At 66.1% G+C, this 21678-nt stretch carries 17 protein-coding genes; 7 read left to right on the forward strand and 10 right to left on the reverse strand.

The features are described from left to right. Positions 1 to 110 precede the first annotated feature (110 nt). The 7 genes from G4G28_RS05785 to G4G28_RS05810 all read right to left on the reverse strand — a co-directional run bounded on the left by G4G28_RS05785 (position 111) and on the right by G4G28_RS05810 (position 9125). Positions 111 to 1862 (reverse strand): von Willebrand factor type A domain-containing protein, encoded by a 1752-nt coding sequence (locus G4G28_RS05785; RefSeq protein WP_183108128.1) that lies wholly within the window; start codon positions 1860 to 1862, stop codon positions 111 to 113. A gap of 2 nt (positions 1863 to 1864) precedes the next feature. Then, on the reverse strand, positions 1865 to 4288 hold the full coding sequence (locus G4G28_RS05790; protein WP_229507902.1) for a hypothetical protein: 2424 nt from the start codon (positions 4286 to 4288) through the stop codon (positions 1865 to 1867). Positions 4289 to 4358: 70 nt separating this feature from the next. Continuing rightward, the gene (locus G4G28_RS28020) at positions 4359 to 5708 is read right to left on the reverse strand and encodes a S9 family peptidase (RefSeq protein WP_308601837.1); all 1350 of its coding nucleotides are present in this window, start codon (positions 5706 to 5708) and stop codon (positions 4359 to 4361) included. A 44-nt stretch (positions 5709 to 5752) separates the two neighbouring features. Then, a complete protein-coding gene (locus G4G28_RS28025) occupies positions 5753 to 6697 on the reverse strand; it encodes a hypothetical protein (protein ID WP_308601839.1) in 945 nt (314 codons plus the stop codon). Positions 6698 to 7040: 343 nt separating this feature from the next. Then, positions 7041 to 7187, reverse strand: coding sequence for a hypothetical protein (locus G4G28_RS05800; RefSeq protein ID WP_182991220.1), 147 nt, complete (start codon positions 7185 to 7187; stop codon positions 7041 to 7043). Positions 7188 to 7340: 153 nt separating this feature from the next. Continuing rightward, positions 7341 to 8372, reverse strand: a complete 1032-nt coding sequence (locus G4G28_RS05805; RefSeq protein WP_183108129.1) for a hypothetical protein — start codon at positions 8370 to 8372, stop codon at positions 7341 to 7343. Positions 8373 to 8375: 3 nt separating this feature from the next. Next, positions 8376 to 9125, reverse strand: coding sequence for a DUF6345 domain-containing protein (locus tag G4G28_RS05810; protein WP_182991222.1), 750 nt, complete (start codon positions 9123 to 9125; stop codon positions 8376 to 8378). A 477-nt stretch (positions 9126 to 9602) separates the two neighbouring features. Between G4G28_RS05810 and G4G28_RS05815 the strand changes: the two genes are divergently transcribed. Genes G4G28_RS05815 through G4G28_RS05830 form a run of 4 tightly spaced genes read left to right on the forward strand, consistent with a single transcriptional unit; the run spans position 9603 to position 16431 of the window. Further along, positions 9603 to 10955 (forward strand): DUF6531 domain-containing protein, encoded by a 1353-nt coding sequence (locus G4G28_RS05815; RefSeq protein WP_183108130.1) that lies wholly within the window; start codon positions 9603 to 9605, stop codon positions 10953 to 10955. Continuing rightward, positions 10855 to 14673: an RHS repeat-associated core domain-containing protein gene (locus tag G4G28_RS05820; protein WP_183108131.1), complete on the forward strand. Its 3819-nt coding sequence runs from the start codon at positions 10855 to 10857 to the stop codon at positions 14671 to 14673. The genes G4G28_RS05815 and G4G28_RS05820 overlap by 101 nt, the downstream gene beginning before the upstream one ends. After that, on the forward strand, positions 14670 to 15530 hold the full coding sequence (locus G4G28_RS05825; RefSeq protein WP_182991225.1) for a hypothetical protein: 861 nt from the start codon (positions 14670 to 14672) through the stop codon (positions 15528 to 15530). The genes G4G28_RS05820 and G4G28_RS05825 overlap by 4 nt, the downstream gene beginning before the upstream one ends. Before the next feature lie 37 nt (positions 15531 to 15567). Beyond that, positions 15568 to 16431, forward strand: a complete 864-nt coding sequence (locus G4G28_RS05830) for a hypothetical protein (RefSeq protein WP_182991226.1) — start codon at positions 15568 to 15570, stop codon at positions 16429 to 16431. Between the two features lie 24 nt (positions 16432 to 16455). Here G4G28_RS05830 and G4G28_RS05835 read toward each other — a convergent pair whose 3' ends face one another. Further along, entirely contained in the window at positions 16456 to 16749 is a 294-nt protein-coding gene (locus G4G28_RS05835; RefSeq protein WP_182991227.1) for a PAAR domain-containing protein, read from the reverse strand. Positions 16750 to 16830: 81 nt separating this feature from the next. Beyond that, positions 16831 to 16968 carry a hypothetical protein gene (locus G4G28_RS05840; RefSeq protein ID WP_183108132.1) on the reverse strand — a complete coding sequence of 46 codons (138 nt, stop codon included), beginning with the start codon at positions 16966 to 16968 and terminating at the stop codon, positions 16831 to 16833. Positions 16969 to 17530: 562 nt separating this feature from the next. On the opposite strand from G4G28_RS05840, the gene G4G28_RS05845 reads away from it, so the two are divergent. Genes G4G28_RS05845 through G4G28_RS05855 form a run of 3 tightly spaced genes read left to right on the forward strand, consistent with a single transcriptional unit; the run spans position 17531 to position 19793 of the window. After that, on the forward strand, positions 17531 to 17944 hold the full coding sequence (locus G4G28_RS05845; protein WP_182991229.1) for a hypothetical protein: 414 nt from the start codon (positions 17531 to 17533) through the stop codon (positions 17942 to 17944). Beyond that, positions 17944 to 19011 carry a YafY family protein gene (locus G4G28_RS05850; RefSeq protein ID WP_182991230.1) on the forward strand — a complete coding sequence of 356 codons (1068 nt, stop codon included), beginning with the start codon at positions 17944 to 17946 and terminating at the stop codon, positions 19009 to 19011. The genes G4G28_RS05845 and G4G28_RS05850 overlap by 1 nt, the downstream gene beginning before the upstream one ends. After that, a complete protein-coding gene (locus G4G28_RS05855; protein WP_182991231.1) occupies positions 19008 to 19793 on the forward strand; it encodes a hypothetical protein in 786 nt (261 codons plus the stop codon). The genes G4G28_RS05850 and G4G28_RS05855 overlap by 4 nt, the downstream gene beginning before the upstream one ends. Before the next feature lie 507 nt (positions 19794 to 20300). Here G4G28_RS05855 and G4G28_RS05860 read toward each other — a convergent pair. Further along, positions 20301 to 21233: a hypothetical protein gene (locus G4G28_RS05860; protein ID WP_182991232.1), complete on the reverse strand. Its 933-nt coding sequence runs from the start codon at positions 21231 to 21233 to the stop codon at positions 20301 to 20303. Positions 21234 to 21678 lie beyond the last annotated feature (445 nt).

Raw genomic sequence — 21678 nt, forward strand, 5'->3', positions numbered from 1 at the left:
GCCAGCGACAAAAGGTCGTTCCGTAGGGTGGACGGCTCCACCTGAGTGCCTGTATTCATGCAACCGGTGCGCCGTCCACGCGTTCAACCAGCAGGTGCCCGTTCGCGCGCTTACGGCTGCCCACTCCCTCCCACCTTCGCCAGCGCCTCGGCCTGGCGCACCAGCCTGACGAATTCGGCGCGGTAGCCTTCGCTGTCCACTCCGCGCGCGCCATTGGCCAGGTCGGCAATCTCGGCATGGCTGTAGCCCATTACCTGCGGCTCTCCGCGCAGGCGCTGGCCGAAGGCGGCAACGGCGACCGCGAAGCGCGCGTCAAGGGGCGCGGCCTGCAGCGTCTTGTGGTCCGAGGCGGCCCGCACCGGCTGCTCGACCAGGCGGCTGCTGGACTCGCCCGGCAGCTTGTAGCGCAGGCGCACGAAACACAGCTCGTCGCCCGTGGCCGCGTTGGCCGCCTTTTTCCCTCTGTCCGCGCCGTAGCGCAGCGGGTCGACCAGCTTGCCTGCGGCGGCCGCCGGCGTGATCTCGTAGATCGCGGTGACGCTGTGGCCCGCGCCCATGTCGCCGGCGTCGACCTTGTCGTCCTTGAAGTCCTGGCGTGCCAGCATGCGCGTTTCGTAGCCGACCAGGCGGTAGGCCGCGACCCGGGCCGGATTGAATTCGACCTGCACCTTGACGTCGTTCGCGATCGGGAACATGGTCGAGCCGAGTTCCTCGCTCAGGGTCTTGCGCGCTTCCAGCAGCGAATCGATATAGGCCGCGTTGCCATTGCCCGACTGCGCCAGGCGCTGCATCAGCGCGTCGTTCAGGTTGCCTTCGCCGACGCCCAGGATCGACAGGTAAACGCCGCTCTTGCGCTTCTCGGCGATGAATTTCTCGAGCTCGCGCGGGTCGCTCACGCCGACGTTGAAGTCGCCGTCGGTGGCGAGGACGACGCGGTTGACGGCTTTCGCATCGAAGTGGCGCTCGGCCATGGCATAGGCGCGCTGCAGGCCTGCGCCGCCGGCGGTTCCCCCGCCCGCGCCGAGGGCATCGATGGCGTCGAGGATCTTCTGCCTGTCCTTGCCGCTTGTCGGTTCCAGCGCGACGTTCGTGCCGTTGGCGTAGGTGACGATGGCGATCCGGTCCTGGGGACGCAGCTGCTGCGCGAACAGGTGGAAGCCCTGCTTCAGGAGCGGCAGGCGGTCCTGCGGTCCCATCGAGCCGGAGACGTCGACCAGCAGCACCACGTTCATCGGCGCGCGCTCGGCCGCCTTGACGTCGTAGCCGCGCACGGCGATGTGGACCAGCTGCTTGTCCGCGCTCCAGGGGCTGGGCATGACGTTCGTCGTCAGCGCGAAAGGCTGGGCGCGGTTCGTGGGCCGGACGTAATCATAGGGGAAGTAGTTCACCATTTCCTCGACGCGCACCGCCGCGGCCGGCGGCAGCTGCCCCTCGGTCAGCTGGCGCCGCACGTAGGCATACGAGGCGGTATCGACATCGGTACTGAAGGTGGAGACGGGCTGCTCCTCGACCAGGACCACGCCGTTCGCTGTCTTGTCCGGGAACTTGTCCATGCCCGGCTGAATGGGTGGGGCCACGCGGGAATACGCCATCGGTGGCGGCGCCGGGGCGGGCAGGTAGGACGACGCGATCGACGAACCGGTGACGGTAACGCGCTGCTGCGGCTGGTGCTGCTGTTTCAATGCAGCAGCCTCCGCGGCAGGGGAGGCCGCGGGAGGCTGCGCCACCGCGGCCGGCTGCGGTGCCGTCCCCGCGGTCACCTCGTTGGCACGCATGTGCTGGTTCGGCTCGGGGGCGCTGCACGCTGCCAGCAGGAGGGAAACGGCTGCCATGACGGGCAGCACGGCGGAGGGATGTCGCATGTTCAGGACCTTGTCGAGTTATTGTTACTACAAGGTGCTACAGGGACAGCTTCGTTGCAATCGCGGTTACATGTTGTAATCGTTTGGCCACGCGACAGCGCTCTCCTGGCCGCAACCCGGACCTCAGCGCGGCACGATCGCGAACTGCGGCCCCTTGCTGTAGTCGGGTTTGATGCTGCGCCCCATGAACAAGGCCCAGGCTTTGCGTCCCGCTTCGCCGCCCACGCCCGCCGCGTAGGCCAGCGCCGGCTGCAGGTTGGAGGGAAAGCCCATTGCCGTGGCCGCGTAGCCGCCCATGTCGCCCGGCTTGTGGTCGAGCGCGGCCGCGAGCTGGGGGCTGTCGCAGGGCAGGGCGGCAGCCTCCGGACCGACGGTGGTCGCATAGGCTTCGCCGATGTTGTCGAAATAGGGCGCCGTCGGCGTCGCGCGCACCGTCCAGTGTAGTTGGCCGCGGCCAGCCAGCAGGCGCCTTCGCCCACCATGCGCTCGAGCGGGAAGCGCGCCTTGTACTTCAGGAGCGGCTCGGCATCCTTGAAGCCCAGTTCGGCCAGGTGGCCGACGGCGGCCGTGAAGAAGTCGTCCTGCCAGGGCGCGACGGCGGTCTTCTTCTTGTAGATCACGGCCGGGCCGTTGACGATCACGCCGAGCTTGTTCGCCTGCGGGTTGGCGCTGTACTCGCTGTTGTACCAGTCGAGGTTACTGTCGAGGATGGCGAGCAGGTCGCGCTTGAGCGGGTGGCCGTCGGGCGTGATGTAAGCCGCTTCGCCCAGCGTGCGCAGGCTCCAGGCCTGGCCGCGCACCTGGTGCGGGGCCAGCAGGCCGCGGTTGTTCTTGCGGTAGCCGGGGTTGGAGGCGAACACGTTGTACATCGCCCAGAACTGCAGTTCCTCCAGATAGTAATGGTCGCCCGTGACCAGGTAAGGCAGGTAGGCAAAACCCGGCTGGTGCGCGCTGTCGGCCTTGTAAGGCGACTTGCAGGCTTCCCTCGGGCAGGGCGGGAAGGCTTCGAGCTTGCCGGTCTTCGGGTTATGGGTGTCGCGCTTCCCGCCGAGCAGGGTCATGTACGGGTAGTCGGCGAGGCTGACCGGCAGGCCGCTACGCTTGTCGCGGTAATGGGTGGACCAGCTTCCGGCCAGGTCGGCGGTGGCGAGCGTGATCTCCTTGGCGCGCGCGTCCATGCCGAGCAGGTAGATGGCGGCCCAGCCGGGCAGGATGCCGAGGTCGTGGCGTCCGCCCGTGTTGGGCATCGCCGGCGAGGCCTGGCCGACGCCCATCGGCTCGGTCTTCGGTCCGTTCCACTTGGCGTCCATGGCACTGCTCGACACCTGCACCGACTGGTCGTAGTTCGGCAGGGCGCGCGACGCGATCAGGTAGGCCGTGTCGTGGCGCAGGTGCACGTTCGGTGCCTGTCCGCTCCAGGCCAGCATGCGCCAGCGCGCATGGTGGAAATGGGTCAGGTTCTGTTTCGCGTAGACCGGCTTGCCGTCGACGGACAGCGTGACGTCGTAGGTGATGTTGCCTGGGTCGGGTTCGTAGGCCCAGTCGTTCTCGACGGCGACGTCGACCCGCGCCTTGTCGGTACCGCGGTACCAGCGTACGGCAAAGCGGGCTGCCAGGTGCGGATGCTCGGCACCCCTGGCGCTGCGTAGCGGCGCGGCCACCTGCAGCTCGGTGACGACGGGTCCGTTCAGCCAGGCCTGGGCTTTTTGCGCCTTCAGCAGCGCGCCGAGCGAAGCGCCATAGTGTTCGCCGTCGACGACGATGTCGAGGGTGGCGTCAATGTCGCGCGGCTTCGCGGCTGCGCCATCGTCGGCCTTCTTCGCCGTCTTCACGAACGCAATGCCCAGGTCCTTGCCGGCCGGGAGGCGCGGCAGCAGCGTGGAGATGACGGCGTGGCGCACCGAACCATCGGCATGGCTGGCCTTGACGTCGACCTGCAGCGGCAGCGTGGCGCCGTCGGCCAGCCTGGCGACCAGGCCCGCGCCACGCGGCAGGTCGCCGGGCGCGAACACCTGGCCGAAGGTGAGGGGCACGTCCTTCTGTTCGCCGCGGCCTTCGTTTTCGACCACGACACCGGTGATGCCGCCGGCAGGAATGGCGAAGCGCTTGCGCGGCGCTGGCTTGCCCTTCTCATCGTCGTCGTCATCGCGCGCACCGCCTTTGCGTTTCCCTGCAGGTTCCGATGGCGGGCCCGCCCGTCCCGCACCCGGTTCCTGCACCGGTGCCGGCGCCGCATCGCCATGGCGCTCGCTCAGCACGCGGCCGGCATCGAGCTTGCCGGTAACGGGCAGGCCTACATAGCCTGGATCGGCGCTGCTCCGCTTGTCCTGGGCGTGAACAAAGGCGGTGCCAAGGCACAGCAGGGCGCAAGCGAAGGGTAAGCGAAGGCCGAGGCGCAGGCGGGAAGGAGCGGAGACAGGATGCATGCGTGGTTCAGTGTTGGATACGGATGGGTGCACATTAAAACAAAAAGCGCCCCGCAGGGCGCCCGGTACATCACTGCTTGAGCGTGCGCTCGAACAGCTTGAAGATGCGGCGGTACTGGTCGAACCAGCTTTCCGGCTGCGTGTAGGCATGCCGTTCGAGCGGGTAGCTGGCCAGTTCCCAGTTATCCTTTTTCAGCTCGATCAGGCGCTGCGCCATGCGCACCGAGTCCTGGTAGAACACGTTGTCGTCGACCATGCCGTGGCCGATCAGGAGATGGCCTTGCAGCTTGTCGGCATACTCGATCGGCGAGGAGATGCGGTAGGCTTCCGGATCGATGTCGGGCGTGTTCAGGATGTTCGCCGTGTACTCGTGGTTGTAGCTGGTCCAGTCGGTGACGGGACGCAGGGCCGCGCCGGCCTTGAACATTTCCGGTGCGCGCATCAGCGCCATGAAGGTCATGAAGCCGCCATAGCTGCCGCCATAGATGCCCACGTTCGCCGCGTCGCCCTGGTGGTTCGCCACCATGTACTTCACGCCGTCCTGGTAGTCCACCAGTTCCGGGTGGCCCATCTGGCGGTAGATGGCGGTGCGCCAGTTGCGCCCATAGCCTTTCGACGCGCGGTAGTCCATGTCGAGCACGATGTAGCCTTTTTCCACCAGCAGGTTGTGGAACATCTGCTCGCGGAAGTAGACGGGGAAGCGCTGCGTCGTGTTCTGCAGGTAGCCGGCGCCGTGCACGAACATCACGACCGGGTACTTCTTGCCCGGCTCGAGCTTGGCCGGACGGTACAGCTTCGACCAGACCGGCTCGCCGCCCGCGCTCGAGGGCACGGCCACGTACTCGGGCTGGATCCATTCGCGCGCCTTGTATTCAAGCGTGCGGGTGTCGGTCAGCTTCGTCGCGGCGCCGCCCGATACCGGCACGCTGGCCAGCTGGGCCGGCGTGTAGCTGTTCGAGTAGTGCACCAGCAGCTTGCGCTCGTCCGGCGACAGGGCGAAGCGTTCGACGCCGGCCAGGCCGGTCACTTCGCGGGTGGCGCCGTCCTTCGCGTTCACCGCGCAGACTTCATAGGTGCCGGGTGTCTTGCGGTTGCACAGCAGGTAGGCGGTGGAGCCGTCGAAGCTCCATTGCACGTCGCCGGCTTCCCACTTGCCGCTAGTTAAGGCGCGTGCGTGGCCTGCCGCGTCCTGGGTGTACAGGTGCGAGTAGCCGCTTTCCTCGGACAGGTACCACAGCGTGCGGTTGTCCGGCAGCCAGCCGAATTCGGCATTGTCGTAATTGACCCAGGCTTCGTCGCTCAGGCGGTGCACGGGTTTCAGCTTGGCGGCGCCCAGGTCGACGGTGGCGATCCAGCGGTCCTTGTTGTCGACGGCGCGCAGCATCACCGCCACGCTCTTGCCGTCCTGGGTCCAGCGCATGGCGCCGGCTTCGCGGTCGGAAATGCGCAGCGGGCGGTTGCCCTTCAGGGGCTCCTGCCTGGCGGCCGCGCGCAGCTGCGCCAGCGGATCGACGGCGATGCCGGGCAGGCTGTCGAAGGACAGGTCGTGGACCTTCCCTCCCCCAGGTCGATCAGCTTGAGCTGCTCCGGCGCCGGGTTGTTGCGGCCGACGCGGGTACGCTCATCGTCCGCCTCCTCATAGCCCGATTCGGTCACGTAGCGCGGCATCTTGCCGACGCGGCCCTTGTCCGCGCTCTTGGCGGCGGTGATGACGAGCAGCCAGCGGCCGTCGGGCGACAGGGCGCTGCCTTCGATCGTGACTTTCTCGCCCGGGTAAATCGGGGAGGGCGCGCGGGTCGGGTCGGCGCGGCGCTCTTCCTCGGCGCGCGCACGGCCGGCGTCGCGGTCGTCCTGGCGCGTTTCAGGGGTGGAGATCAGGCGCAGCTGCATCTCGCGCAGCGCGTCTGGATCCGTGGCTGCCGGGTCCTTGGCCGCGCGCGGCAGGGCGAGCGGCGCCTGCAGGCGGCTCGTGCGGTCCCAGCCGAACCAGTCGTGGCCGACGCGGAATTGCACGGCGCGGCCATCGTTTGAAAATTGCGGATCTTCCGCCTTCACGCCGCGCGTGACCTGGACCAGGGCGCCGCTTTTCAGGTCGCGCTCGAACAGGTCGCCATTGCGCATCAGGACAGCGCGCGTATGGTCGCGGTTGTAGACCACGTTCGGGCTATCCAGGCCAGCGAGTTCCTTGTCGGCGACGCGCCGTGCTTCGCCACCGGTTGCCAGGAAGGTATCGCGCAGTTGGGAGCCGGTGCGCTTCTGCTTGAAGTACACGCGCTTGCCGTCCCAACTCCACCAGGCGGCTTCCGCGGGGTTGCCGATCCAGTCCGGGTGGGCCATCGCCTGGTCGAGCGTGACGGGCGTGGGCGCAGCCGTCGCGGAAGCCGCGGACAGCACGGTCAGCGCGCTCATCGCGCTCAGAAATGTCAGTGCAGGAAGTCGCATCGTGAATGTGTGTTGAGGTGAGGGAAATAGCGTTCTGGCTAGAAAATGCGCATGCATTCTAGCTCAGCCATCGTGCTACCGGGCGCCTCACGATACGAATGTCCTGAAACAAAAACGCGGCCCGCGTACGTACGTACGGGGCCGCGTGGGCGGGGCGCAGCGGCCTGCCGGCTTGCTGCGCTGCGATGGGTTCGCTCGGGTCAGTTCACCTGGCGCAGCGTTTTCGGACGGCGCGGCAGGAACATGGCGATGCGGGCAACCACGGCCAGGACGGCCAGGGCGACAGGCAGGAATTCAAGGATCGTCATGATCAACCCCTTGCGACTGTCGTACGGGCGGCGTGCCACCCACCGTGGGCCGCGTACAAGCCATTCGAGAAACTGCGCACCGCACTGAAGGCGGCCCTGAAATGGTGGCGCAGACCCGTTTGCTGCGCCTGGGTGATCTTGTGTTGCATGCTGCTCTCCTGGTCGATACTGCGATGTTGCGTTGCAGTATAAAGAGGAGCGAGGCATAAATAAACTTTCAGTTCATGATGCCAGCGATAAGCGGCGTGAATGTTTGGCGCCTGGTCCATCGCTGAGATATTGACGCTGCAAATGTCTGTCCGTTAGGGAACTGTATGGACGGGGGAATAGCAGGTGCGCCGACGTGTTCTTGCCGGCACACCCGCAAGCGCGCACCTGGGGCGGCCCGTTGGCGCCGGATCAGTCCTCGCAGTGCTTGCCGGCGTTTGCGCGCGAACGGGTGATGCCGGCCTCGGTGCCGAACAGCGGCAGGTCCAGGTAGGACTGCTCGGTGGCTGGCACCGCGAACACATAGCCCCGGGTTTCCGGGCGATGGCGCAGCACCACCGGGCCAGGAAGACCGGCGCGAGCACGCGCTGCGCCTTGCGCTTGCCGAGGTCGAGGTAGCCGAAGCGCAGCGTCTGCGAGACGATGGCCTCGGCCGGCAGGCGTTCTTTCGCCTTGCCCAGCACGCTGGCCAGGTTGCGTGCCACCTGGCGCGCCGCCAGTTCAGGGGCGATGATGGCCGCCGTGTCGAGCGTCTCGGCCACGCCGGGACGGATACGGACCGCCAGCGCGTCGAGCACGCCGTCGCCGGCCAGCGTCACGGCAACCGAGGCCGCGCCCAGCACCGGTATGCCGGCGATTGACTGGCGATAGGCGCCGATGGCGCGAAACAGTAGCGCTTCGGCCACGCGGCCGTTCGGGTCGGCGCCCTGGCCCTTGGACTGGAACAGGCGCTCGAAGGCGAGGGTGTGCTCGCCGGCCCATTCGCGCACGCGCAGGCGCTCGGCGGCCGCTTCGACCTGCCGGGTCAGGGCCTCGCGTTCCTCGACGCGGGCGAAGGGCGTGGCGAATGGCGCCAGCCCGGAATGGAACTGCAGTGCGCCGGACGCGTGATACACCACGGCGCGGGCGCCGGCCGGCAGCTGCACCAGCGTGCGGTCGTCATGGACGACGAAATTGGCGCGGTCGTGCGGGCAGGCGTCCGCTTCCTGGATCAGGTTCAGGAAACGGCGCGCACGGGCGGCGGCATCGTCGCGGGTGAAAGGGCGCAGGGCGAGCACCTCGGCGCGGTTGGGCAGGTGGCCGTCGCAGGAGGCGGCCAGGCCATCGATCAGCTGTTGTTCGTTCATGGTTCAACCCTCCGTCCAGTACCACAGGATGCAGGCCTGCTGGGCCGGCGCCAGGTCGGCATCGACATTGCCGTGTCCCCACAGGTGATCGCGGTTCAGGTAGGACAGGTCCCAGCGGATGTTGCCGTTGTTCCAGGTGGCGGCGTTGCCGACGCAGACCGTGATCGGGTGGTTGTCGACATACCAGTCGGACACGCCGTTGTGCCAGGCCTGGTGGACCGTGTCGCCATCCGTCAGGTTGTCGGCCACGTCCTCGCCGCATTCGTCGGTAGTAATGCCATCCCACATGGTTTCCCAGGCGCCGCAATAGATGTGCATGCGCGCGAAGATGTTCCACAGGCCGCTCACGCGGTCGCGGTTCACCGTTTCGCAGGAATAGGCCATCACCCATTCGTTGTTCCAGTCCTCGCCCAGTTGCCAGCGATTCGAATAGGTGCGCCACTCGGTCTGCGGCGTGTCATAGAGCATGCGCGCACGGCCGTCCGCCTCGTGGCCGCCGTGGGTCTCGATCCAGAACAGGTCGACGTCGTCGACCCAGCTGCGGTCGTCGCCGCCCTGGTCGTTATCGCGGATATCGTTTTCCCAGGCGTCCGTGTTCGCCCAGTAGAAGGCCCGCGTGTGGCCTGCCGAGCGCAGCTTCGCATCGAAGCCGTTACTTCGGTTGAAGGTATAGGTGAGATCTCCAGCCGTGCTCACGCCTGCGGCGCGCGCGTGACTGAAGTATCGGATCGCTTCGACTCCGAACCTTGCCATGACGTTCTCCTTTTCGACTATGAATGTTCCAGCGGAAAGCAATGCCTTTGATCAAGAAAAGCGGCATTTGCGTGGAACGAAGTCCACAGTAGCGGCCCCAACCGTAACAGTCTCTGCGCCAGATCATGGTCGCGACGACTTACCCGATAGGGATTGGTGCCGCGGTGGCAGGCAGCCCAGCCCCCGGCGCCTGGCGGCGAAGCGGCAGCGGCACTCCCGGACGCCTGGCGCAGCCGTTCTTGCGGCAACGCATGAGTTGTTTAAATGCTTGCAACAGTGTCGCTTTATTGACTCTTTGTTGTTGGTAAAACCACTCTGAAAGTGACAATTTATGTGTTTTACGACAAGATTCTCAGCTATAGTCGGGTTGCATCGCAGACATGACGGCAGTGCCGCAGACATCGTTCGCGCCGGTGTCCGCCAGTTCCCGAGACTGTCGGCCGGCCCCTGTTAAAGTTCAGTTCGCAATCAGACATGATGACTTCACTGACTACCCTGATTACCCGTCTTCCGCGCCCCGCCATCGCTCCTTCCTTGTTGACCCTGGTCCTGCTGCTCGTGTCAGCGGCCTCGCATGCGGACTTGCCCGGTTTCGGCTTGCCCACGCCATGTCCGCCCAACATGAGCTGCGTCCCCGGTACCCCGACCCTGCCGCCGACGAATCCGCCTGGCACTTGCGGTCCCGCTCCCGGGGGCGACACCTGCGGCGGCGGCGGGCCGGCCTCGGGCAGTGGCGCCGATGCCTTGAACGTTGGTGCCGGCAATCCCATCAACATCATCAACGGCAACAAATACCAGCGCGAAGTGGACATGGCGCCGCTGCCGGGCGTACTCGGACTGGAAATCGTGCGCCACTACAACAGCGCCTACAGCAAGGCGGGCGCATCGACGAACCTGCTGGGACGCGGCTGGAAGCTGTCCTACGAGACCGAGTTGTACGTGACCGCCACCGCCTTGCAGGTGGTGCAAGCCGACGGTGCACGCCTGATCTTCAACCGCGATCCGCGCAACCCCAGCCTGTGTGCCGGTGCCAATCCCGCCGACGGCAGCATCACCGAGACCGCCACCGCGCGCGGCAAGGAATACGTGTGGCGCTGGACGAACGGCCGCGAGCTGAGTTTCAACTCGGCCGGAAAGCTGGTGCAAATCCTCGCGCCCGGCGGACAATTCGTCACCCTCCAGCACGATCATCGCGGCGTCCTGCTGAGCGTGACCGATCCGCAGGGACGCAGCCTGCGCCTGCACTATCTGGGCAAGGACGATCGCACGGCCGGCTTTCGCGGCGTCCAGCACATCGACAGTCCTGTAGGCCGCTTCAGCTATTCCTACGGCGCCGAGGCACCGAAGGGAGCGGAGGTCGATCGCACGCTGCTGGCGACCACGCTGGTCAAGGTCGCCATGCCCAGCGGCGCCCGTACCTATCACTACGAGGACGCGCGCTTTCCCACCCTGCTGACCGGGATCAGCGAACTGACGGCCATGGCGGGCAAGCCGGCCTGGGAACGGATCGGTACCTACGGCTACGACGTCAACGGCAAGGGCATCCTGTCGATCCGCGGCAAGGCCGGGTCGCAGGCCGAAGCCGTCCGGCTCGATTTCGCGGAGCCGGGCGTGACGACCGTCACCGACGAGCGCGGCCGCAAGACCGTCTTCAGGCATGCCGTGCTGGCCGGCAGCTACCGGCTGCTGGAAGTGCGCGGTGCCGGCTGCACCGGCTGCGGCGAGACCAATGTGCGCTACCGCTACGACGGCGCCGGCCGCCACGTCGGCACGACCATGCTCGACGAAGCCGGGTTGCCGATCGCCTCGTCCGACCTCACCACGGGATAGCCTGGGCCGCACCCTGCGCGTCACCAGGACCCTCTACCAGAACGGCAAGCCGCTATCGAGCCATTGGCAGCGCCGCTACGAATACGTGGGCGAGTCCAGCCAGCCGGCGCTGGTGGCACGCCCCAGCGTGGTGCCCGGCAAGGAGCAGGTCACGCTGATCCGCTACGGCGACAAGGGCGGCGCAGCAGGCCAGCCGGTGGCCGTTACCGAGCGCGGTTTCGCCGCCGCCCCGGACAATCGCGAAGGTATCGTGGCGATCGAACGCAGCCTCGGCTACCGCTACGACCGCTATGGCCAGCAGGTGGAAATCGATGGGCCGCTTGCGAATGCCGCCCAGCCGAGCCCTGCCAACAGCGACATCACCGTCGCCGGCTACGAAGCGCGCAACAAGCTGCTCAAGCGGACGGTCGCACCGGGCGGTGTCGTGACCGAGGTGCTGGCGCGCGATGCCGCCTTGCGCCCGACCGTCACGCGCGTGACCGACGGCCCGCTCGTCACCACGACCACGCTGCGCAACAACTGGCGCGGCCAGCCCGAAGAGGTGCGCGTGGCCACCACGATGGCCGACGGCGCCGAACTGGTGCGGATCACCCGCTATCGCTACGACCTGAACGGCAGAGTGCTGGGCGCCACCGCCGCCGATGGCCGCGCGGTGCCCGTCGCGCCGGACGGCGAGGCGCCGCAGGCCGAAGCGCAGGTCGGCGGCATCCTGGCCAAGGCCGACTGGTCCGGCCGTCCGGTCGCCTGGCAGGACGCGAACGGGCAGGGCGCCTTGCGCGCCTCGTGGGGAGCCATGGGCACCGCCGCCGAATCCTTCGTACTGGCGTTCGCCACCGGGAAGGCCGAAGCGCTGCGCCTGGTCGACGATTTCGGCCGCGTCACCGCCATCCGCAACCCCGGCCAGGGCTGGCGCATCGCCCGCCACGACGCGGCAGGCAATATCGTCGAGCTGCGCGATCCGCGTGGCGCCGTGCAGAAAGCGCGCTGGGACCACGCCGGCCGCATGCTGCAACTGCAGCGTTTCGCGCCAGGCCAGGCGCAAGCCGAACAGACCCTGAGCTACCGCTACATCGGCAGCTTCGTGCACCAGCTGCGCATCCGGGATGCCGACGGCGAACGCGTGACGACCAGCGAGCGCGATGCACGCGGCCTGGTGACGAGCGAGTCGCTCGAGATCATTCCCGCCGGCGCACTGGCCAGGGTGATCCGCCCGATCCGCATGCGCTACAACTGGCGCCACGACGACGCCGGCCGGCTGGTTGGACGCAGCATCGTCGACCAGCACGGCCGTGAAACCGTGTTGAGCCAGGAGACCGACGCGCGCGGCATGCCCGTGCGCATGGCGACCAGGGGCGCACTGCCGGCCATGCTCGGCGGCAGCACCAGCATCGCTTCACGCATCGGCTGGCAGCGCAGCTTCGCCACCGACATCGTGCATGGCGACGGCAGCGTCGACCGTTTTAGCCTGCCGGCCGGGGAAGACGCATCGTCCGCCACGGGCGAGGAGGGCGAGGCTCCCGCAGTGCTGACGGCGGCGTCGCTGGGCGGTGCGCCCGGGGCCAACCACGATGCCGCCGGCCTGCCCGCCACGATCGACACGGCGCGCGGCCCGCAACGCCTGACCTGGAATGCCGCCGGCCAACTGGCCGCCAGCGCGCGCCTCGATGGCGGCAGCCGCTATGTGTACGACGCCCGGGGCCAGCGCGTGGTCAAGATCGTCAGCAGCGCGCAAGGGAAGGACGAGGCGACCGTGTTCTTCTACGAGGGGCGGCGCCTGGCGGCGGAGGCATCCGCCGACGGCAAGCTCAGTTTCGCGTATGCCTATCTCGGCTGGCGGCCACTGGCGCAGATCGACGCGCGTGCCGATTCGCTGTGGCGGCGTGCCCGCAACTGGCTGTTCGGCGCACCGGTGCGCGCCCTCCACACGGACCAGGCAGGCAAGGTGCTGAGCATGTCGGAAGGGGGACGCACCGTGTGGCAGGAACCGCGTGCCACGCCCGGCCTGATCCAGGCCGCCGCGGCGCCCTTGCCGGGGCTGCACCAGCCCTTGCGCTACGTCGGCCAGTACCACGACGCCGACAGCGGGCTGGCCTACCACGGCGCCCGCTATTTCGATCCCGCGCGGACGCGCTTCATCAGTCCGGACCCGCGCGGTGTCGGCGACGCGCTCGACCACCTGCCGGCCACCATGCTGCTCGACCTGTATGCCTATGCCGGCGGGCGCCCGGACGAATTCTTCGATCCGGACGGCGCCGCGCGCATCCGCTATTTTGCGATCACCACCGGCGCCAACGGTGCCGCCCTGGGCGATAACCAGGGCTATACCAAGGCACGCTGGGCCTTCATCGTCGACGACATCCAGGCCGGCCCGGGCCTGAACGCGCTCGGACTGAAGCGCAATGAATACGCGCAGAACGGCGCCGGCCTGCTGGTCGACGTCAAGGGCAACTACCTCGGGGGCAACAACTCGTCCAAGACCTGGATGGGCACGGGCGGCAACGACGTCAACCTGTTCACCCAGCACTACGGCAGGAACCTGATCAGCATTCCGGAGTTCACGATCACGATGAACGACGACGATGCCACCAGACTGATCGCCAGCTATATCGCGGCGGACCGGCAGGCGCTGTTCGGTAACAGCTGTCCTGTGCGTGCCAACCTGCTCCCGCAGATCAAGTTCGCCGCCGGCGACGCCGACATCAAGGTCACCTCGGCCACAGCGAACAACGCCAACAAGCAGCGCATCCTTGCCTGCGGCACCGGGGCGAGCCAGGACCAGGCCAAGCGCCGCATCGCCAAATACGAAGCCGCATCCGAAATCAACGAGACCGGCCGGATCAACCGCGACTGCAGTACCGGAGGGTGCCCGGGGATCGGCTACTACTGCAATGCCACCAAGTGCTTCGCGCCGCGCGACCAGCTGGCCTACGGTCCGCCAAACACCACCGAGCCGGTCTACACGCCCTCGTACGGGCGCTCGCAGTTCATCGCCAGCACGCTGGTGGGCGAATTGCTGGCGGGGTACGACAGCTTTTCCGCCAATGAGCTGACCACGGTGGGGCTGACGGAGGAACGGAAAACGATGCTGAACGCCGCCAAGACGAGGGGCGACAAGATGGCGGCGTGGTGGGCCAGCACACCATCGGCCGGGACGTTCGCCGCGGCGAATGCGGCCTGGTCGAACCTGTCGGCGGCGAACAAGCAGAAGTTCACCGCCGAAACCGGGCTGGGCCAGCGCGAATACACGGACATGGTGCGCATCAAGACCCAGCCGCCGACCAATTCCAACGGGGTCGATCTCTCGGGCGATGCAAAAGCGGCATTGATCACCACCGCGATCATGAGTAATGCCGATACCAAGACCTTCCTGATGGGGATTTTCGAGAATTTCGATACCTTCACCGTGATGAGTCACGCCCTGATGCGCAAGAACATGAACGCGGCGCTCGCCTACCGGCCGAATGCAACCGAGGAGCACCTGGCGGCGATGGTGGCGCGGGCGCACAACGGCGGCAACTGGCAGCGTACCTACGCTTCCCTGACCTCGTCGGACCAGCACGACTATGTGAAGAACTTCATGGGTGCGCCTGGCCATACCGGCAAAGGCGACTTCAAGTCGCTGCGCTGCACCGACGGCTTCGGCGAGCGCACCTTCCGGCCGGGCGTCGCCGACAAGGACATCGGCGGCCTGGAAATGAAACAACTGGACCTCCAATGATCACTACCAAAATCGTTGCATGGCGCCTGCGCCATCTCATCCTGGCCGCTGCCTGCTGCACCCTCGGCCAGGCCGCAGCCCAGGGTCTGACGCTGCGCGTGCCCGAATGCAGGCCAGCCGCGCCGAAGGCCTTGCCCGACAAATACCAGGCGCTGGCCAAGCGCTACAAGGAGTTCGCCTGGGCGGCGAAAGTCGGCCGCGACGCGTCCTTCGCAGGCGGCAATGGCTGGGAGCGGGTGGACGGATCGGAGATGCGTGACAGCTACAGTTTCCGCCGCATCGACCTGAACAACGACGGTTATTGCGACTGGTATCTCGATACCTCGTCACCGTTGTCGACCGGAGGCGACCGCGATTCCATCAACACCCTGTACCTGGGCGGGCCGCAGGGCTGGACCCGGATCGGCGCCACGGTCCCGGACGACAAGCCCGACGTGCTCGGTGTCGGCAAGGCTGCGGAGCAGCAGCCGCGCTACCTGTTCGGCGAAGAGCCCGGCGTGATCTACGATGCCGGCCAGAAGACCCGCTACCTCGTCACCGCCCTGTACAGCCGTCACCAGGCACGCGATACGCAGCCGGGATACCGGATCCTGGCTTGGGACGCGGCCGCAAAAACCCTGCGCGCGCTGGACAAATGGCAGCCGGGGTCGAAAGCGGCCGAGGTGTACGCCTACTTCAAGCAGCACGGCGCCTATGTCGCACCGGGGCCTGGCGAGCGTGCCGAGGACACGGCCCTGAACTTCGACAAGGAGATCGAGGCATACGAACGCGAACGCGCATGCGGTGCCAGCACCGCGGAAGCGGCCGAACGCAAGCTCTCGCCCTACCTGCTGGCCAGCTGCAAGCGGCCGCGCTGACGACTTGAGGTCTCGAAAAGGACCAATTGCAGACGCCATGATCACGAGAGCGGCCTTTTATCCCCGCCTGCGCCGTCTGCTGTTGGCCAGCGCCTGCTGCGGCGCTGCCGGCCAGCCAGCCGCACAGGGGCTGACGCTGCGCGTACCTGAATGTCAACCGGTCGCTCCCAAGGCGCTGCCGGAAAAATACTACGCGCTGGCCAGGCACCACAAGGACTTTGCCTGGGCGCAGAAAGTCAGGCGCGACCAACCGACCGCAGGTGGCAATGGCTGGGAGCTGATCGACGGATCGGAGATGCGTGACTGGTACAGCTTCTATCGTGTCGATATCAACAACGACGGTTACTGCGACTGGTATCTGAATACGTCGTCGCCACTGTCGACAGGCGGGGATCGCGATTCCATCAATACCCTGTATCTCGGCCGCCCTCAGGGCTGGATCAGGTTCGGCGCCACGGTTCCGAGCGACAAGCCTGACGTCCTGGGTTTTCGTAAAACCGCGGCGGAGGAACGGCGCTACCTGTTCGGCGAGGAGCCGGGCATTATCTACGACGCGGACCAGAAGATCAGCTACCTGATCACCGCGCTATATCGCCGCCACCAAAGGCGAGATGCGTTGCCGGGCTACCAGATATTAGTGTGGGATGCGCGCGCAAACATCCTGCAAGCGCTCGACAAGTGGCAGCCTGGATCGAAGGCAGCCTCGGTATATGCCTACTTCAAGCAGCACGGCGCCTACGTCGCTCCGATGGACGGCGTGAGTGCAGAGGAGGCGGTGATGGACTTCGATAAAGAGATTGAAACGCATGAAATAAGGCAAGCGTGCAGCGCCGACGCCGAGGAGCTGGCTGAGCGCAAGATATCGCCTGTCCTGCTGGCCACCTGCAAGCGGCCACGCTGACAGGACTTCGTCGCCGCAGGCCCGTCACGCCTCGACGCGCTGGCCCGAGCGCGTCTGCACCGCGACCAGGCGCGGCGGCGGATTGCATTTGCACAGGCACAGGTCGCCATCGAGGGCGTATTGCCTGCCCTCGTGCGCAACGTCGAGACGGGGGCCATCCGGAGCGATGACGCCATCGGACAGGCAGCGCGGGCAGGACACGGTATCGCCCTCGAGCGCAATGGCGGCGCCATCGATTGCGGTCAGGGAACTGGCGCTGGTGACTTCGCCGCCGGCCGTGGTGGTGGCGCCCAGCGTCATGTAAAAGCGGTCCGGCATTGGCTTCTCCCCCTGCTGGCAAAGCCACGACACTACCGGTGGCGCGCCGCGCTGATCTTGATCCGTCTTAAAGCATGCCGCTCATGCGCGGCGCTTGTCGGCGATCCGGGCGTAGCGCGTGCCGTCGTCCATGAATCCGATCGTCCATTCCCCCTGCTGCACCAGCATCTCGGTGACGTTGCACGTTGCCCGGTATCCCGTTCGCAGGGTTCGCTGCAAGCGCGATATCGGGTAGAGCACCGTGGTGTCGCCGGCGCGGCGCTGCTGTGCGATCCAGGCGCGCGCCTGCTCGAACAGGGCGCCGTTCCAATCGCCGGGGAGGGGCTGCAGCGCCGGCAGCCGGCAGGGCCGGGCCGATGCCGGCCGCGTCCAGCGCGCGGCCCGCTTTGCCTGCTGCGAACGGCGCCATGGCCGCCGCCGCGATGCCGGCCGCCATGGCGAGCATGGTCCTGCGTCTTGATGTGTTCATTTCATCCTTGATGGCGGATTGTCGATGCGGGCCATGATAAGTAGCGGCGGCGACAAGCGGTGTCGCGCAGTCGCCGAATGGGGTACAGGTCCGGCGTTCGCTACCGCGGCAGCAGCGACACCGCTTGTCGCATCGGCATGCCAGGATGGGGACACGGCCGCGTGGCGGTATGTCCGGCAAGCGGGCAGGCCTCCCGTCGGCGTGAGGTGTGCAGAAGAGTCGCAGCCGCGTCGCCAGTATTTCCGAATGGAAATATATTTGGTAACATGATATTTTGAACGGTCGCGGCAACGCACCGGATGTGAAAGCACCATGCCAAGACATATCGAACACATCGATGCGATCGCGCGCCGGCAGCAAGCCGACGCGCTCTATATCGAGTTCCATCCCCAGCCGTTCGCGCAGTGGCGCAACTACCGTTACGAGGACGATGCGACGCGTTCGGCCGTTCTCGCCTGGCTCGATGCCCACGGCGTCGGCTGGACCGCTTGCGGCCCTTTCGCCGATCCGCGTGTGATGGCGCCGTATCTGGGCCAGGTCTACCTCGATGTGCCCTACGACGAAGCGCTGCCGGCCTACCGCCAGTTGCGCGACTATCTCGAGCACCCGGACGGATCGATGCGCCACGACGGCGTGCGCTTCTGCGTCATGCCGCTGGACTACGCCATGCAGAATGCCGAACACGACACGCCGGGTTACTGGGAACGCTGGGCAGAGAACTTCTGATGGCGACCAATCAGTACTCGCTGCTGCGCCAGTGGCACATGCTGCGCATGGTGCCGCGTGCGCCCCAGCAGGTCTCGGCCAAGGAGTTGTGCGAGCGGCTCGATGCCGCCGGTTTTCCGGTGGCGAAACGCACCGTCGAGCGCGACCTGCAGGAACTCTCGACCGTGTTTCCGATCGCGGTCGACGACGGGGCGCGGCCCTACGGCTGGAGCTGGCTGCGCGATGCCTCGAGTTTCGACCTGCCCGGCCTGACCCTGCCGGAAGCCCTGACGCTGACCCTGGTCGAGCAGCACCTGCGCCACCACCTGCCGCCCAGCGCCGTCGATGCGCTCGGCCCGCATTTCCAGTCCGCCGCCCGCGCCCTGTCCGCGGTGGACGGTACCGCAGCGCCGCGGGCCTGGCTGGACAAGGTGCGCAGCATCGAGCCCCTGCAGCCGCTGCTGGCGCCGCTCATGGACGAGGCGTGTCAGCGCACCGTCTACCTGGCGCTGATGCACGACCGCCAGTTGAAGCTCCACTACCGCAAGCGCGACACGGACACGCCGACCGTGTACCCGTCCGTGCATCCGCTGGCCGTGGTGCAGCGGGGAGGGCTGGTCTACCTGGTCTGCATGTTTGCCGGCTACGAGGACGTGCGCACCCTGGCCCTGCACCGCGTCCAGCAGGCCGAAGCCCTGTACGAGCCGGCGCGCCGCAAGCCCGGATTCGACATCGACGACTACATCGCCTCCGGCCAGTTCGGCGTGATCGCGGGCGAGCCGATCGCCCTGCGCGCCGTCTTCACGCGCGCGGCCGGGGAACACCTGTTCGAGACGCCGCTCAGCGCCGACCAGGTGCTCACCCTCGACGAACAGGGCCGGCTGCAGCTGGCGGCCACGGTGCCGCACACCCGTGCGCTGCTCTGGTGGCTGCTCGGATTCGGCGACGGCGTGGTGATCCAGGAACCGGCCAGCCTGCGCGAGGAAATCGCGGGCATCGCGCGCCGGATGGCGGCGGCCTATGACAAACAGAACCCGGCTGGCGCAGCTTGCGCCGGCCAAACACAGGAAACAGAGGAAGCAGCATGAAGCGCATCGAAGTAGACGAGAAGGCATTTGACGGGTTCGAAGACTATCGCGGCAAGGACGACGCGAGCCGGGCGCTGGGGCGCCTGGTTCGCTATGCGGACCGGAAGCAGGAGGAAGAAGCCGACCGCATCGCGCTTGTCATGCTGGAAGACCACTGGTTCGATTTCAACGACAACCCGGGACAGGCCTCGAACGCCCCCTTCCTCGAAGGCGTCTGCCGGCTGTACAAGAACATCCGGTCCTATCGCCTGAATTTCTATGATGCCGACAGCTTCGGGCACGCGCTGGCAGCGGTCGCCACGCTGCCCGAAAGCCGGATCGTCCTCTACATCGGCGCGCACGGCTCGAAGGGCAGAATCGGCGCCGCCAATTCGAGCAACCTGATGAAGAAGGTAGCCGAATTTTCGCGCAAGAAGAAAATCGAGGGCATCCTCCTGAGTTCCTGCTTCGCCGCCGGCCACGACGGCGCCATGCAGGAAGCACTCAAGGGCGGCAGCAACTGGATCTTCGGCTACCGCACCGCCGTCGATTTCCTCGGCAGCGTGCAGGTCGAGGCGGCGATCCTGGCGCAGATGGCGGACACCGGCGCAGGTTTTTCCGATACGGGGGACGATGTCGTCGCAGCGGTCGGCAAGGCGCTGGGGTGCTTCAATCCAGCCTGGGAAATCGGGGAAGAGCCTTGCCTGACCCTGCGCCAGGCCTTCCGCCTGCTCGTACGCGGCAAGCACATGAAGACCGTGGTGGACTACACGCAGGATGCGGCCGACAAGGCCTGGCCCTGACCTGCGCCTGGGCGCGGCGGCGCCGGCGCCGGGTTCATCTGCCATGCGTAGGCGTGGCGAGCACGAAGACCGGGCAAGAAGAACAGCGGCCCGGGCCGCTAATGCCGTTCAGTTAAGCCACAAGCTTCCGTATCCGGTAGGGTGGGCACTCCGTGCCCACGCGGTACGTGCGTCCCCAGCACCCGCAGCTCGGACAGATCGTCGAGTGGGCCGCTCCGGTGGGGCACTCTGTGCCTGCGTCGTCATGCCGACCGCTAACGCTACAGCCAGCAGCCCGACTGACTCATGCATAGTCTCTCATCCCTAGCCTGGGCTGTTGCCTGTTCTGCCAACGGTGCCTTGGATCCGCATGGGAACGAGTGCCCACCCTACGGGCCTGGCTGCGGACTCGCGGTAGCAAAAGGCGGAAGAAATCTTCGAGCACGGCTTGACTGAACGGCATTGGGCCCGGGCCGCTGCTTTTCATGAATTCCGAGGTTGGCGTGAGAGGATTCGAGTCGCCGGGCTCTACTTTTTCTCCTCGCCTTTTTTCTCGTCGCCTGCGGGCTTCGGCGGATCTGCTTGATGAGCGAGATCCGTCGGCACGACAGTAACTTCGCCGATAGGAATTCGTCGGATCAAACCACTGTTCGGCTCGAAGAGAATAATCGCGGTCGCTGTCGAGACAACCAATCGCCCACTTGCGACTTGTGCGTCATTGTTGAATACCGCGACGCAGGTGGCTGTCGTGATCGCGGGCGCGTCCTTTTTCCTGGGCTTCGACCACGTCTGAAGCAGCATCGTGCGTGATTTGACTGGTTCACAAAAATCCGGGGCGACGACAAATTTTTGCAGATAGTGACTGCCCAGTTGCATGCCAAACATCGGCACGATTGAAATCACTACTACGGTAATCATCAAAGCGCCGACCATCAAAAATGGACTGATCATGATGAGTCCGCCGAAGAATCCCGAAGCAATCGCTCCCTTGCCAAGCAATTCACCAGTTGTGTCTCGCGGATTCGGCGGTATGAGGTAGCGCCAAACACTTTTCGTTCTGGTGCGAGCGCTCGCTCTCCGGGATTTGAGGAACACCGCGCAGCATACAAGCGCAAATGGGATGAGTGCGCCGAGCAGGCTGGGCAAAAGAAGCTGCTCGAACAGTGGCCACCAAGTGATTTCTCCCAGCCCCAGCACCAGTGAAATCACGGCGTAGGCCGACAGTCCGATCAGATCAAGGACAGACGAATAAATAGATTCATGAGGCAAACCAAATACCGTCTCGACGGCCAGGGAGACACCGTAACCGAGCAGCGTGAGGATGAGACTCATCGACGAGAGGATCGTAATTCCCCATGTCACGCCACTAGCGCGCTTTTCGGCAACGACTCCCTCGTCGGTGGAAGGCGAAGGCGACGCGGATGCCTGCTGGGCCCTGGGTGTGCTGATTCTTTCGTTCATAGGCAGCTCCCTATCTGAAATGGCCTGCTGCTTCCCTTTGCGAGAATGCCCGAGACCGCCAGGTCAAGGCAGGAGCATAAGCGTTACGTTTCATTTGAAAAGCTGTACAAAGTGCTAGGGAAGCGCTGATCTATTCACGACGGCGTCTCGGCCACGACAAAATGCGCCCCGCGGCGTTGCAAATCCTCGCGATACCCGCGGTATCGCTGCGGTTTGCGCCTTGCCCGGCACATTTTTCGCGACCGATTCCGTCCAACCGGAATACATCAGCACTTTCCTAGGGGCATGCCTGCAGAGCCAGAAATAGGCGATGGAAGCGCGGCACGGGCACAGGTCGCTCTACTGGAAGCGCTATATCATTGCCGTCGAGCTAAAACGAGCCGAAAGGAATTTTGCGATGTGAAGGAAGGGCTGAAACGAAAACAGCGGCCTGGGCCGCTGTTTT

Origin of the sequence: Massilia sp. Dwa41.01b, from assembly GCF_014171775.1 — a bacterium.
Classification (GTDB): domain Bacteria; phylum Pseudomonadota; class Gammaproteobacteria; order Burkholderiales; family Burkholderiaceae_D; genus Telluria.

Coding starts and splice junctions, on each gene's coding strand:
- G4G28_RS05820 (WP_183108131.1), top strand. CDS start 10,855: ATGTGCGCTACCGCTACGACGGCGCCGGCCGCCACGTCGGCACGACCA.
- G4G28_RS05815 (WP_183108130.1), top strand. CDS start 9,603: ATGACTTCACTGACTACCCTGATTACCCGTCTTCCGCGCCCCGCCATC.
- G4G28_RS05835 (WP_182991227.1), bottom strand. CDS start 16,749: ATGCCGGACCGCTTTTACATGACGCTGGGCGCCACCACCACGGCCGGC.
- G4G28_RS05785 (WP_183108128.1), bottom strand. CDS start 1,862: ATGCGACATCCCTCCGCCGTGCTGCCCGTCATGGCAGCCGTTTCCCTC.
- G4G28_RS05805 (WP_183108129.1), bottom strand. CDS start 8,372: ATGAACGAACAACAGCTGATCGATGGCCTGGCCGCCTCCTGCGACGGC.
- G4G28_RS28020 (WP_308601837.1), bottom strand. CDS start 5,708: ATGCGCTGGACCCAGGACGGCAAGAGCGTGGCGGTGATGCTGCGCGCC.
- G4G28_RS05800 (WP_182991220.1), bottom strand. CDS start 7,187: ATGCAACACAAGATCACCCAGGCGCAGCAAACGGGTCTGCGCCACCAT.
- G4G28_RS05855 (WP_182991231.1), top strand. CDS start 19,008: ATGAAGCGCATCGAAGTAGACGAGAAGGCATTTGACGGGTTCGAAGAC.
- G4G28_RS05830 (WP_182991226.1), top strand. CDS start 15,568: ATGATCACGAGAGCGGCCTTTTATCCCCGCCTGCGCCGTCTGCTGTTG.
- G4G28_RS05845 (WP_182991229.1), top strand. CDS start 17,531: ATGCCAAGACATATCGAACACATCGATGCGATCGCGCGCCGGCAGCAA.
- G4G28_RS05850 (WP_182991230.1), top strand. CDS start 17,944: ATGGCGACCAATCAGTACTCGCTGCTGCGCCAGTGGCACATGCTGCGC.
- G4G28_RS05790 (WP_229507902.1), bottom strand. CDS start 4,288: ATGCATCCTGTCTCCGCTCCTTCCCGCCTGCGCCTCGGCCTTCGCTTA.
- G4G28_RS28025 (WP_308601839.1), bottom strand. CDS start 6,697: ATGAGCGCGCTGACCGTGCTGTCCGCGGCTTCCGCGACGGCTGCGCCC.
- G4G28_RS05860 (WP_182991232.1), bottom strand. CDS start 21,233: ATGAACGAAAGAATCAGCACACCCAGGGCCCAGCAGGCATCCGCGTCG.
- G4G28_RS05810 (WP_182991222.1), bottom strand. CDS start 9,125: ATGGCAAGGTTCGGAGTCGAAGCGATCCGATACTTCAGTCACGCGCGC.
- G4G28_RS05825 (WP_182991225.1), top strand. CDS start 14,670: ATGATCACTACCAAAATCGTTGCATGGCGCCTGCGCCATCTCATCCTG.